Origin of the sequence: Micromonospora auratinigra, from assembly GCF_900089595.1 — a bacterium.
In the GTDB taxonomy this organism is placed as follows: Bacteria; Actinomycetota; Actinomycetes; order Mycobacteriales; family Micromonosporaceae; genus Micromonospora; species Micromonospora auratinigra.
Genome location: NZ_LT594323.1, coordinates 1,030,477 through 1,042,984 on the forward strand (window position 1 = coordinate 1,030,477; position 12,508 = coordinate 1,042,984).

The window sequence follows — 12,508 nt, forward strand, 5'->3', positions numbered from 1 at the left end:
ACAGGACCGGCACAGCGGGCCCGCGCACGATGGGGGACATGGTCATGGAGGGGCGGGCCGCGCAGGGCCGGATCGAGCTGCGTCGACCGGACGGTGAACCGGTCCGGGTGCTGGTGGTGGACGACGAGCCCACGCTCACCGACCTGCTCTCGATGGCGCTGCGCTACGAGGGGTGGCAGGTCGGCACCGCCGGGAACGGGACGGCCGCGATCGCCACCGCCCGGCAGTTCAAGCCGGACGCCGTGGTGCTCGACGTGATGCTGCCCGACCTGGACGGCTTCCAGGTGCTGCGCCGGCTGCGCGAGCAGGCCCCGACCGTGCCGGTGCTCTTCCTGACCGCCCGCGACGCCGTGGAGGAGCGGATCGCCGGTCTGACCGTCGGCGGCGACGACTACGTCACCAAGCCGTTCAGCCTGGAGGAGGTGATCGCCCGGCTGCGCGCGCTGCTGCGCCGCTCCGGGTTCGCGGTCGCCGCCCGCGACGACGCGGTGCTCACCGTCGGCGACCTCACCCTCGACGAGGACAGTCACGAGGTCCGCCGGGGCGGCGACCTGGTCACCCTGACCGCGACCGAGTTCGAGCTGCTGCGCTACCTGATGCGCAACCCGCGCCGGGTGCTGAGCAAGGCGCAGATCCTGGACCGGGTCTGGAACTACGACTTCGGTGGCCAGGCGAACGTGGTCGAGCTCTACATCTCGTACCTGCGCAAGAAGATCGACGCGGGCCGCGAGCCGATGATCCACACACTGCGCGGGGCGGGCTATGTCCTCAAGCCGGCGGAGTGACCTCGTCCGGCGGCTACGGGCCGGCCCGGCCGGCTGGTCGCTGCGCCGCCGCCTGGTGCTCTCCGTGCTGGCGTTGCTCGCCCTGGTCAGCCTCGGCATCGGCGGACTGACCACGGTCGCCCTGCGGCATTATCTGATCGGCCAGGTCGACGACCAGCTCACCCTCCGCAACCGCGTGGACAACCCCTTCTTCCGGGAGGGCCCCCCGTCCTTCGCCCGGCCACGGGAAGACGCCGAACACCGGTTCCTGCCGCCGCCGACCTTCCCGCCGAACTCGGTCTCCGTCAAGCTGGTGGACGGCCAGCTCGACTCGAGCTTCCTGCGTACCGAGACCGGCGACATCGTCACGGTGCCGGCGGACGAGGTGCGCACGCTGGTCCGCGAGCCCGCCGACGGTCGCCCGCGCACCGTCGACCTCGGCGAGCACGGCGACTACCGGGCGGTGGCCCGCCGGGTCGACGACGGCGACGTGCTGATCCTGGCCGTCCCGCTGGCCCGGGTCGACGAGATCGTCATGTGGATGGTCGTGGCGCAGGCCGGGGTGATCGGCGCCGGGCTGGTCGTCGCCGGCAGCCTCGGCGCGCTGATCGTCCGGGCCGCGCTGCGCCCGCTCAACCGGGTCGCCGCCACCGCCACCCGGGTCACCGAACTGCCGCTGGACCGGGGCGAGGTGGCGCTGTCGGTGCGGGTGCCGGCCGCCGACACCGACCCGCGCACCGAGGTCGGCCAGGTGGGCGGCGCGCTCAACCGGATGCTCGGCCACGTCGCCGCCGCGCTCGCCGCCCGCCAGGCCAGCGAGACCCGGGTACGCCAGTTCGTCGCCGACGCCAGCCACGAGCTGCGTACCCCGCTGGCGGCGATCCGCGGCTACGCCGAGGTGGCCCGGCGCGGCCGGGCCGAGGTCCCGCCGGACGTGGCCCACGCGCTGCGCCGGGTCGAGTCGGAGAGCACCCGGATGACCAGCCTCGTCGACGACCTGCTGCTGCTCGCCCGGCTCGACTCCGGCCGGCCCCTCGCCGCCGAACCGGTCGACCTCACCGCGCTGGTGGTCGACGCGGTCAGCGACGCGCACGTGGCCGGCCCGGAGCACCGCTGGCACCTCGACCTGCCCGACGAACCGGTCACCGTCACCGGGGACGCCCACCGGCTGCACCAGGTGGTGGCGAACCTGCTCGCCAACGCCCGGGTGCACACCCCGCCCGGCACCGCGGTGACCACCCGGCTCGCCCCGGTCGCCGACGGCGTCGAGCTCAGCGTCGCCGACGACGGGCCCGGCATCCCCGCCGAGCTGCAACCGGAGGTCTTCGAGCGGTTCGCCCGCGGCGACGGCTCCCGGTCCCGGGCGCACGGCAGCACCGGCCTCGGCCTGGCCATCGTGGCCGCCGTGGTGGAGGCGCACCACGGCCGGGTCGACGTCAGCAGCCACCCCGGCCGGACCGTCTTCACGGTCCGGCTGCCGGGATCCACAGCCGACGCATAGGTCACTCACGGAAGCGGGCCAGCGGAGTGCCCGAGGCTTCCCGGCATGGACAGAACCGAGAGCCTGCTGACCGCGCCGGGGGCCGGGTCACCCGAGCCCGCCACCGGGCCCGCCCCGCAGTCACCACCGAGCGACGCCGCCCGGCAGTCGTCGCCGGGCAACGCCACCCGACGGCCCGCCGATCCGGTACGCCGTGACCCGCGCTGGGCGCGGCCCGCGCTGGCCGGCCTGCTGGTGGCCACCGCCCTGCTCTACCTGTGGGGGCTGGGCGCGTCGGGCTGGGGCAACGCGTTCTACTCGGCGGCGGCGCAGGCCGGCTCGCAGAGCTGGAAGGCGTTCTTCTACGGCTCCTCCGACGCGGCCAACTCGATCACGGTGGACAAGCCGCCGGCCGCGCTCTGGCTGATGGCGCTCTCCGTGCGGGTGTTCGGGTTGAGCAGCTGGTCGATCCTGGTGCCGCAGGCGCTGCTCGGGGTGGCCTCGGTCGGCGTCCTGCACGCCACGGTCCGCCGCTGGTACGGCCCGGTCGCCGGGCTGACCGCCGGGGCGGTGCTCGCGGTGACCCCGGTGGCCACCCTGATGTTCCGGTTCAACAACCCCGACGCGCTGCTGGTGTTCCTGCTGGTCGCCGCCGCGTACGCCACGGTGCGCGCGGTGGAGACGGCCAGCACCCGGTGGATCGCGCTGACCGGCGTGCTGGTCGGCCTCGGCTTCCTCACCAAGATGCTGCAGGCGTTCCTGGTGATCCCGGTCTTCGCCGGGGTCTACCTGCTGGCCGCGCCGACGACGCTCTGGCGACGGATCCGCCAGCTGCTCCTCTCCGGGCTGGCGGTGCTGGTCTCCGCCGGCTGGTGGGTGGCGACCGTCGAGCTGGTGCCGGCGGGCGCGCGCCCCTACATCGGCGGTTCGCAGCACAACAGCATCCTGGAGCTGACCCTGGGCTACAACGGCCTCGGCCGGATCACCGGGGACGAGGAGGGCAGCGTCGGCGGCGGTGGCCGCTTCGGCGGGGGCGGTGGCCCCTTCTCCGGGCAGACCGGCCTGCTGCGGATGTTCGACACCGAGGTCGGCGGGCAGGTCTCCTGGCTGCTGCCCGCCGCGCTGATCCTGCTGGTCGCCGGCCTGCTGCTGGCCGGCCGGGCGGCGCGGACCGACCGCACCCGGGCCGGGCTGCTGCTCTGGGGCGGCTGGCTGCTGGTCACCGGGCTGATCTTCAGCTTCATGTCCGGCATCTTCCACGCGTACTACACGGTGGCCCTGGCGCCGGCCATCGGCGCCCTGGTCGGCATCGGCGGCACCCTGCTGTGGCGGGCCCGCACCGTCCCTTCCGTGGTCGCCACCTCCCGCACCGCCGCTGCGGCCCGCTCCCGGCGCCCGCTCGCCGCGACGGGTGCCCTCGCCCTGACCCTGGCGGTCACCGCCTGGTGGTCGTGGCGCCTGCTCGGCCGCAGCGCCGACTGGTACCCCTGGCTGCGTCCGGCTGTCCTCGGGGTCGGCCTGGCCGCCGCGGCGCTGCTGCTGCTCCTGCCGTGGCTGCCGCGCCGGCTCGGCCCGGTGGTGCTGGCGCTCGGCGCGGCGGCCGCCCTCGCCGGTCCGGTCGGCTACTCGCTGCAGACCGCGGCCACCCCGCACACCGGCTCGATCCCCAGCGCCGGGCCGTTCGTCCAGGGCGCCTTCGGCCCGGGCCGGGGTGGCTTCCCCGGCGGCCGGTTCCCGGGCGGTGACGTCCCGGGCGGTGGCTTCCCGGGCGCTCCCGGCGGTACCGGCCAGTTCCCCGGCGCCGGCCAGTTTCCCGGCTTCCCCGGCGGCGGCCAGAACGGCGGCGGCCCGGACGGGGGCACCGGCCAGAACGGGCAGTTCCCCGCCCTCCCGGGGGGCCAGCTCCCCGGCGGGCAGAACGCCCGGTTCCCCGGCTTCCCGGGCGGCGGCCGGGCGGAGCGCGGCGGTGGCCTGGGCGGGCTGCTCGACGCCCGGGAGCCGAGCGCGGCGCTGACGGCACTGCTGAAGGCCGACGCCGAGGACTACACCTGGGTCGCCGCGGCCGTCGGCTCGAACAACGCCTCCGGCTACCAGCTCGCCACCGGTGACCCGGTGATGCCGGTGGGTGGCTTCAACGGCAGCGACCCGTCGCCGACCCTGGCCCGGTTCCAGCGGTACGTGGCCGACGGCAAGATCCACTACTTCGTCGGCGGCGGTGGGTTCCGGGCCAACGGGGGCAGCAACGCCGCCAGCGAGATCGCCGCCTGGGTGGCCGGGAACTTCACCGCGAAGACCGTCGACGGGGTCACCCTGTACGACCTGAGCAGCGGAAAGCGGGGCTGAGCGATGACCTTCACCGAACAGCCCCGGGCCGCCGTGCAGGCCCGCCCGGCCACGCCCACCGCCGTGCTCGACGTGGTGGTCCCGGTCCACAACGAGGAGACCGACCTCGGGCCCTGCGTACGGCGGCTGCACGCGCACCTCACCGCGCACTTCCCGTACCCGTTCCGGATCACGATCGCCGACAACGCCAGCGTGGACGGCACCCTCGCCGTCGCCGAGGCGCTCGCCGGGCAGCTGCCCGGGGTCGGCGTGCTGCACCTGGACGCCAAGGGGCGGGGCCGGGCGCTGCGGGCGGCCTGGTCGGCCTCGACCGCGCCGGTGCTCGCGTACATGGACGTGGACCTCTCCACCGACCTGGCTGCGCTGCTGCCGCTGGTCGCCCCGCTCATCTCCGGCCACTCCGACCTGGCCATCGGCACCCGGCTGGCCCGGACCAGCCGGGTGGTGCGGGGAGCCAAGCGGGAGGTGATCTCCCGGGGCTACAACCTGCTGCTGCGCGGCACGCTCGCGGTGCGCTTCTCCGACGCGCAGTGCGGCTTCAAGGCGATCCGGGCCGACGTGGCGGCCGGGCTGCTGCCGCTGGTCCAGGACACCGGCTGGTTCTTCGACACCGAACTGCTGGTGCTCGCCCAGCGGGCCGGGCTGCGCATCCACGAGGTGCCGGTGGACTGGGTGGACGACCCGGACAGTCGGGTGGACATCGTCGCCACCGCCCTGGCCGACCTGCGCGGCATCTGGCGGCTGGGTCGGGCCCTGCTGACCGGCGCGCTGCCCCTGGCCGAGCTGCGCGCCCAGCTCGGCCGGGCACCGCTGCAGCCACCACCGGCCCAGGTGCCCGTCGGCCTGCCCCGGCAGCTCGCCCGGTTCGCGGCGGTCGGGGTGGCCAGCACGCTCGCGTACCTGCTGCTGTTCCTGCTGGTCCGGGGTCCGCTCGGGGCGCAGCCGGCGAACCTGCTGGCGCTGCTGGTCACCGCGGTGGCCAACACGGCCGCCAACCGCCGGCTGACCTTCGGCGTCACCGGACGCCGGCACGCGGCGCGGCACCACCTGCAGGGCCTGCTCGCGTTCGCACTCGGGCTGGCTCTGACCAGCGGCGCCCTGGCGGTGCTGCACGCCGCCTCCGTGGCCCCGCCGCGCGCGGTCGAGCTGACCGTCCTGGTAGCCGCCAACCTGGCCGCGACGGTGCTGCGCTTCACCCTGCTCCGCCTGGCCCTGCACCACCGGCGCGGCTGACCGGCGCGGATCGTGGCGCTCCGCCGCCGGGTGTCGGGGGCGGGTGGCAGGGTGTGCGGCATGTATCGGGAGCGGGCGGTCGCCGGCATCGCGGGGGCGGTGCTGTGGGAGAGCGTCGCCGGCGGTGGCGCGCCGGTGCGGGTGCTGCCGGACGGTTGCCTGGATCTGCTCTGGTCCAGCCGGGCCGGGCTCCTCGTCGCGGGCCCCGATCGCACCGCGCACCTCTCGGTGAGCGGGCCGGGAGAGCGGTGGGTGGGGCTGCGCCTGCCGCCGGGCGTCGGGCCGGCCGTCCTCGGGGTGCCCGCCGACGAGCTGCGGGACCGCCGCGTCGCCCTGGACGACCTCTGGGGCCGGGCCGCCGCAGCGTTGGGGGAGCGGATCGAGGCCGCCGCCGAGTCCGGTCAGCCCGGTGAGCTGCCCGGTGCGGGCCCGCTCGGCACCGGGCCCGGTGCCGCCGGGCCGTCCGACCCGGGCCGGCTCCCGGTGGGCGGCGCACCCGTCGCGTGTCCGTGGCCGCCGCCGACCGTCGGGGCGGTGCTGGCGGCCGTCGCGGTGACCCGGCTCCGCTCGGCCGGCGGTCCGGACCCGGTGGGCGCCCGGGTCGCCGCCCGGCTGGCGGCCGGCGCGACGGTCGCCGCGACCGCCGCCGAGGTCGGCCTCGGTGCCCGGGCGTTGCACCGGCGCAGCCGGCTTCTGTTCGGGTACGGCCCGAAGACCCTCGCCCGCATCCTGCGGCTGCGCCGCGCCCTCGACCTGGCCCGGGCCGGTGCCCGGTGGGCCGAGGTGGCCGCGCTGGCCGGTTACGCCGACCAGGCCCACCTGACCCGCGACGTGCGGGAGCTGGCCGGCGTCCCGCCGACCCGGCTGCTGCCGGCGCCCTGACCGGGCCGGCCGGTGCGGTGGGTCGGTCGCGACCCGGCGGCCGTCAGTCGGCCGCCAGCGGGGCGAACAGGTCGACGCCGTTGCCGTCCGGGTCGTGCAGGACCGCGTACCGCTGGCCCCAGAAGGCGTCCCAGGGCGGCAGGTGACCGTGGTGACCGGCGGCGGTCAGCTCGGCGTACCAGTGGTCCACCTGGGCCGGGTCGGCGCAGCGGAACGCCAGGCCCATCCGGGGGCCACCGGTGGCCGGCTTCCACCCCGGGTCGAAGCCGCGGACCGTCTCGACCGTGTCCCAGGCCAGCCGGACGCCGTTGGCCAGGGTGATCTCCACGTGCGGCGCGTGGTCGGCGTCGGCCGGGATCGCCAGTCCCAGCCGGCGGTAGAAGGCCAGCGTGCGGGCCATGTCGGTGACGACCATGCCGAGCAGGTCGAGGTGCGGTGTCATGCCGGCCACGGTAGGGGCCGGCGGGGCCGGCGGTCTTGAACGGAACGGACGGGGGCGGAGTGCCCGGTGTGCCCTCCACGGCCGGTCGGGACCGCGTACCGTGAAGGACAAGTCCGGCAAAGCGGTCGAAAGGCCGCCCCTGGGCCGGGCTCGGACAACTGGCGACGGAGAGGGGAGCAGCCGTGACGCACCTGGCCTACCTGGACGCGGGTTCCGGCAGCCTGATCGTGCAGGCGGTGGTCGGCGGGGTGGCCGGCGCGGCGGTCGCCGCCAAGCTCTACTGGCGACGCCTGGTCGCCCGCTTCCGCCGCCAGCCCACCGACCAGGGCTGACCGGCGTGACCGTCCCCGACACCGGCCCGCGCGTCGAGCCCGGTTCGTTCCGCGACCCCGGCAACCGGGTACTGCACCGGCGGGGGGAGGTGCTGCGCGGCCTGGACGAGCGCGCGGCCCGCGACTGGCGGTCCCTCGCGGCCAGCGACTTCTTCCGGGACCTGCTCGCCACCGGCAAGGTATGCGGCACCGAGGAACTGGTGCCCGTCCCGGTCGACCTGCCCTGGGCGGCGGTGCTGCGGCACGAACGGATCCCGTTCGTCTCCCACCCGTACGAGTGGTCGTTCGGGATGCTGCGCGAGGCGGCCCTGCTGCACCTGGACATCCTCGCGGCGGCGCTGGCCGCCGGCTTCACCACCAAGGACGGCTCGGCGTACAACCTCCAGTGGCGGGGCGCGTCGCCGGTCTTCATCGACGTCGGCTCGTTCGAGCCGCTGCGTGACGGGGAGCCGTGGGCCGGGTACCGGCAGTTCTGCCAGACGCTGCTCTACCCGCTGCTGCTCCAGGCCCACCTCGGGCTGGACTTCCAGCCGTGGCTGCGGGCCCGGATCGACGGCATCGAGCCCGACCAGATGCGTCGACTCTTCGGCGGTGGCCGGCGGCTGCGCGCCGGCGTGCTCACCCACGTGCACCTGCACGGCGCGATGCAGGCCCGCAACGCCCGGGCCAGCACCAGCGACGTGCGCGACCAGCTGCGCGCCGCCGGGTACTCCCGGGATCTGGCGCTGGCCACCGTACGCGGCCTGACCCGGCTGGTCCGCCGGCTGGCGCACCGGCCGGCGGAGACCCACTGGGGCGACTACCAGCGCACCTGCGCGTACTCGGCCGCCGACCGGCGGGCCAAGGAGGAGTTCGTCGACCGGGCGACCGCCGCCACCGGCCCCGGCCTCGCGCTCGACCTGGGCGCCAACGACGGCCGGTACGCCCGGATCGCCGCCCGGCACGCCGGGCAGGTGGTCGCCGTCGAGCAGGACCCGGCGGTGGTCGACGCGCTCTGGCGGGCGCTGCGCGACGAGGGCGAGCGGCGCATCCTGCCGCTGGTGATGGACCTGGCCGACCCGTCGCCGGGCGGCGGCTGGCGGGGCGTCGAGCGGGCCTCCTTCACCGACCGGGCGCGGGCCGACGTGGTGCTCGCCCTGGCGGTGGTGCACCACCTGGCGATCGGCCGCAACGTGCCGCTGCCCGAGGTGCTCGACCAGCTCGTCGCGTACGCCACGACCGGCGCCACCCTGGTGGTGGAGTTCGTCCACCCGGAGGACCCGATGGCCCGCCGGCTGCTCGCCAACAAGCCGGACGGGCTCTTCCCCGACTACCGGCGGGACACCTTCGAGGCGCTGCTCGCCGCCCGGGGGCGGGTGCTGCGCCGGGTCGAGCTGCCGTCGGGCACCCGCACGCTGTACCAGGTGGTGGTGGGTGGCTGAGCGGACCCTCGTAGCACCCGAGGTCCGTCCGGAGACCGTGACGGCACCCCGCCGCGCCGGCCGGCGGGCCGAGGCCGGGCGGCTGCTGGAGGTGGTGGCGCTGGTCGGCCTGGTGGTCACCCAGCCGCTGCTGGACGTGCTCGGCCGCAGCCCGGACTTCTTCCTGTTCCACCGGGCGTCCCGCGCCGACGTGCTGCTGCTGGTCGCGCTGATCGCGATCGCGCCGACCGTGCCGCTCGCCCTGCTCGGCGCGGCCGGCCTGGCCGCCGGGCGGGTGGTCCGGGCCGGTCTGCACACCGTGCTGGTGGGGCTGCTGCTGGCGGCGCTGGCCGTGCAGGTGGGGCGGCACCTGACCCCGCTGCGGGGCGTACCCCTGCTGCTGGCGGCCGCGTCGGTCGGCGCCGCCGGGGCGGCCGCGCACCGACGGTGGCGGGCGCTCGGGCGGGTGCTACGGGTGGCCGCGGTGGGGCCGGTGGTCTTCGTCGGCCTGTTCCTGTTCGCCTCGCCGGCCTCGGCGGTGGTGCTGCCGCGCGGGTCCGGCGGGGCCGCCGGGGTGGCCGGGCCGGGCAGCCACCCGCCGGTGGTGATGATCGTGCTCGACGAGTTCCCCCTGGTCTCCCTGCTCGGCCCGGACGGTCGGATCGACGCGACCCGGTACCCGCACTTCGCCGAGCTGGCCGCCGGCTCGACCTGGTACCGCAACGCCACCGGGGTGAGCGGCTGGACGCCCTACGCGCTGCCGGCCATGCTGACCGGCCGCTACCCGGCCGAGCCGTTCGCCCCGCACTACTCGCGCTATCCGGACAACCTCTTCACCGCCCTCGGCGGCCTGTACGAGATCAAGGCCGAGGAGAGCATCACCCGACTCTGCCCGCCCAGCCGCTGCGACCAGCCGGCCAGCCCTGAGCAGGGGCTCGGCGTGCTGGTCCGGGAGAGCGGCAAGCTGCTGCGCCAGTTGGCCGCGCCGACCGACAGCCGGGCCGACCCGGAGGACTCCTACCGGGAGGTGACCCGGGCCGAGGCGGGACTGGACGCCGCCGAGCCGGTCCCGGCCGACCCGAAGTTCCGGTGGGACACCCTCGACGACAACCAGCCGGCCCGGTTCACCGCCTTCCTGGCCGGGCTGCGCCCCTCGGCCCGCCCCACCCTGCACTTCCTGCACCTGCTGATGCCGCACTCGCCGTGGGCGTACCTGCCGTCCGGGGCGCACTACGCGGCCCCGGAGGACCTGCCCAACGACGGTGCCGGCTGGGTCGACCTGGCCCGGGCCCGGCACCTGGCCCAGCTCGGCTACACCGACCGGCTGATCGGCGAGACGCTGCGCACCCTGCGCGCCACCGGCCTCTACGACAAGGCGCTGGTGCTGGTCACCGCCGACCACGGGGTGAGCTTCCACCGGGACTGGCAGGGCCGGGGGATGGACGCCATCGAGCACGCCGCCGACCAGGTCGCCTGGGTGCCGATGTTCGTCAAGGAGCCCGGCCAGCGCGCCGGCCGGGTCGACGACCGCAACTGGCAGCACGTGGACCTGTTGCCCACCATCGCCGACGAGACGCACGTGCGGATCCCGTGGCGGATGGACGGCCGCTCGGCGAAGGCGGCCCCCCGGGACCGCCCCGACAAGGTCTTCTACGACCGCCCCGGGCAGCCGACCCCGATCACCGGTGGGGTGCCCGCGCCGGTCCCGCTGCCCGCGCCCGACCCGCTGGTCGGCACCCGACCGGGCAACCCACCCCCCGGGGGTACGGCCACCGTGGCGAACCTCGGCGCGTTCCGCGCCGTCGACCCGGCTCACGGGGAGCTGCCCGCGCTGGTCTGGGGCACCGTGCCCGAATCCGTGCCGGACGGGACGCGACTGGCGGTGGCGGTCAACGGGACCGTCGGCGCGGTGGTCCCGGTGGTGCCGCGCGACCCCGGCGGGCGACGGTTCGCCGCGCTGCTGCCCGACGACCGGCTCTTCGCCCCGGGGGCGAACCGGCTGGACCTCTACCGGGTGGCCGCCGACGGCAGCCTGCGCCGGCTGACCCTGTCCTGACCGCCGGTCCGCGCTACCGGTAGCCTCTTCGACCGCCCCGGCCCGCGCGGCCGGGGCGGTCGCGCTCCCACCGGGTTTCCGAGCCGGCAAGTCGGGAATCGGGTGACGCATACCTCACCACGGAACCATGACGAGCGGTGTCTTCCGATCCGTAAGTACGGTAAAAGCGAAGGCAATTCAACGAAGATCTTGCCGGCGAAGCGAGGAACACATGACGGAAGTCAAGCTCGACCACCCCGGTGGGCAGCTGTCGATGCCGGTGCAGTCCGCGGTCGAGGGCCCCGCCGGGATCGGGGTGGGCAAACTGCTCAAGGAAACCGGGATGACCACGTACGACCCCGGTTTCGTCAACACCGCGTCCTGCTCGTCCGCGATCACCTACATCGACGGCGACGCGGGCATCCTGCGGTACCGCGGCTACCCGATCGAGCAGCTGGCCGAGAAGTCCTCCTTCCTGGAGGTCTCGTATCTGCTGATCTACGGCGAGCTGCCCACGCAGGCCCAGCTGACCGAGTTCAGCGACCGGATCCGGCGGCACTCGCTGCTGCACGAGGAGATGCGTCGGTTCTTCGACGGCTTCCCGCGTGACGCGCACCCGATGGCCGTACTCTCCTCCGCGGTGAGCGCGATCTCGACCTTCTACCAGGACAGCCTGGACCCGTTCGACTCCGAGCACGTGGAGATGTCGACGATCCGGCTGATGGCGAAGGTCCCCACCATCGCCTCGTACGCGTACAAGAAGTCGATCGGCCAGCCGCTGCTCTACCCGGACAACTCGCTGGGCTACGTCGACAACCTGCTGCGGATGACCTTCGGCGTGCCGGCCGAGGAGTACGAGGTCGACCCGGTGATGTCGAAGGTGCTGGACATGCTCTTCGTCCTGCACGCCGACCACGAGCAGAACTGCTCCACCTCGACCGTGCGGCTGGTCGGCTCCAGCAACGCCAACCTGTTCGCCTCGGTGTCGGCCGGCGTCAACGCGCTCTTCGGCCCGCTGCACGGCGGCGCCAACCAGGCCGTGCTGGAGATGCTCCAGAAGATCCAGGCCGACGGCGGCGACGTCCGCTCCTTCGTGCAGAAGGTGAAGGACAAGCAGGACGGCGTGAAGCTGATGGGCTTCGGCCACCGGGTCTACAAGAACTACGACCCGCGCGCCGCCATCGTGAAGAAGGCCGCGCAGGACGTGCTGGGCCGGATGGCCAAGCCGGACCCGCTGCTGGACCTGGCCGTGCAGCTGGAGGAGATCGCCCTCGCCGACGACTTCTTCGTCTCCCGGCGCCTCTACCCGAACGTGGACTTCTACACCGGCCTGATCTACAAGGCCATGGGCTTCCCGACCAAGATGTTCACGGTGCTCTTCGCCCTGGGCCGGCTGCCCGGCTGGATCGCCCAGTGGCGCGAGATGATCAACGACCCGGAGACCAAGATCGGCCGTCCCCGGCAGATCTACACCGGCGCCCCCGAGCGGGACTACGTCCCCGCCGACCAGCGCTGACCGGTCCCCGCCACACCTGCCGAAGGCCGCCGCCCCCTCCGGGGCCGGCGGCCTTCGCCATACCTCCCACCCCACCCCCAC

10 protein-coding genes are annotated in these 12,508 nt (G+C 75.0%); 9 read left to right on the forward strand and 1 reads right to left on the reverse strand.

From position 1 onward, the window contains the following. Window positions 1–44 precede the first annotated feature (44 nt). From GA0070611_RS04655 to GA0070611_RS04675, 5 genes are read left to right on the forward strand one after another with little or no spacing between them, the layout of a single operon-like run. Window positions 45–785 (forward strand): response regulator transcription factor, encoded by a 741-nt coding sequence (locus GA0070611_RS04655; protein ID WP_091672471.1) that lies wholly within the window; start codon window positions 45–47, stop codon window positions 783–785. Beyond that, entirely contained in the window at window positions 763–2,265 is a 1,503-nt protein-coding gene (locus GA0070611_RS04660; RefSeq protein ID WP_091657975.1) for a sensor histidine kinase, read from the forward strand. Before GA0070611_RS04655 ends, GA0070611_RS04660 begins: the two co-directional genes overlap by 23 nt. Window positions 2,266–2,310: 45 nt before the next feature. Further along, on the forward strand, window positions 2,311–4,587 hold the full coding sequence (locus tag GA0070611_RS04665) for a glycosyltransferase family 39 protein (protein ID WP_091657978.1): 2,277 nt from the start codon (window positions 2,311–2,313) through the stop codon (window positions 4,585–4,587). A gap of 3 nt (window positions 4,588–4,590) precedes the next feature. Continuing rightward, window positions 4,591–5,820, forward strand: a complete 1,230-nt coding sequence (locus tag GA0070611_RS04670; protein WP_091657982.1) for a dolichyl-phosphate beta-glucosyltransferase — start codon at window positions 4,591–4,593, stop codon at window positions 5,818–5,820. A 60-nt stretch (window positions 5,821–5,880) separates the two neighbouring features. Continuing rightward, window positions 5,881–6,702 carry a helix-turn-helix domain-containing protein gene (locus tag GA0070611_RS04675; RefSeq protein ID WP_091657985.1) on the forward strand — a complete coding sequence of 274 codons (822 nt, stop codon included), beginning with the start codon at window positions 5,881–5,883 and terminating at the stop codon, window positions 6,700–6,702. Window positions 6,703–6,745: 43 nt separating this feature from the next. On the opposite strand, the gene GA0070611_RS04680 is transcribed toward GA0070611_RS04675, so the two are convergent. Then, the gene (locus GA0070611_RS04680) at window positions 6,746–7,144 is read right to left on the reverse strand and encodes a VOC family protein (RefSeq protein WP_091672474.1); all 399 of its coding nucleotides are present in this window, start codon (window positions 7,142–7,144) and stop codon (window positions 6,746–6,748) included. 182 nt (window positions 7,145–7,326) lie between these two features. Between GA0070611_RS04680 and GA0070611_RS31280 the strand changes: the two genes are divergently transcribed. The 4 genes from GA0070611_RS31280 to GA0070611_RS04695 all read left to right on the forward strand — a co-directional run bounded on the left by GA0070611_RS31280 (window position 7,327) and on the right by GA0070611_RS04695 (window position 12,427). Continuing rightward, complete coding sequence (locus GA0070611_RS31280; protein ID WP_167604403.1) at window positions 7,327–7,476, forward strand: hypothetical protein; 150 nt, start codon at window positions 7,327–7,329, stop codon at window positions 7,474–7,476. Between the two features lie 5 nt (window positions 7,477–7,481). After that, on the forward strand, window positions 7,482–8,897 hold the full coding sequence (locus tag GA0070611_RS04685) for a class I SAM-dependent methyltransferase (RefSeq protein WP_091657988.1): 1,416 nt from the start codon (window positions 7,482–7,484) through the stop codon (window positions 8,895–8,897). Continuing rightward, window positions 8,890–10,932 carry a sulfatase-like hydrolase/transferase gene (locus GA0070611_RS04690; protein WP_091657993.1) on the forward strand — a complete coding sequence of 681 codons (2,043 nt, stop codon included), beginning with the start codon at window positions 8,890–8,892 and terminating at the stop codon, window positions 10,930–10,932. The genes GA0070611_RS04685 and GA0070611_RS04690 overlap by 8 nt, the downstream gene beginning before the upstream one ends. Window positions 10,933–11,143: 211 nt before the next feature. Further along, window positions 11,144–12,427, forward strand: coding sequence for a citrate synthase (locus GA0070611_RS04695; protein ID WP_091657997.1), 1,284 nt, complete (start codon window positions 11,144–11,146; stop codon window positions 12,425–12,427). Window positions 12,428–12,508 lie beyond the last annotated feature (81 nt).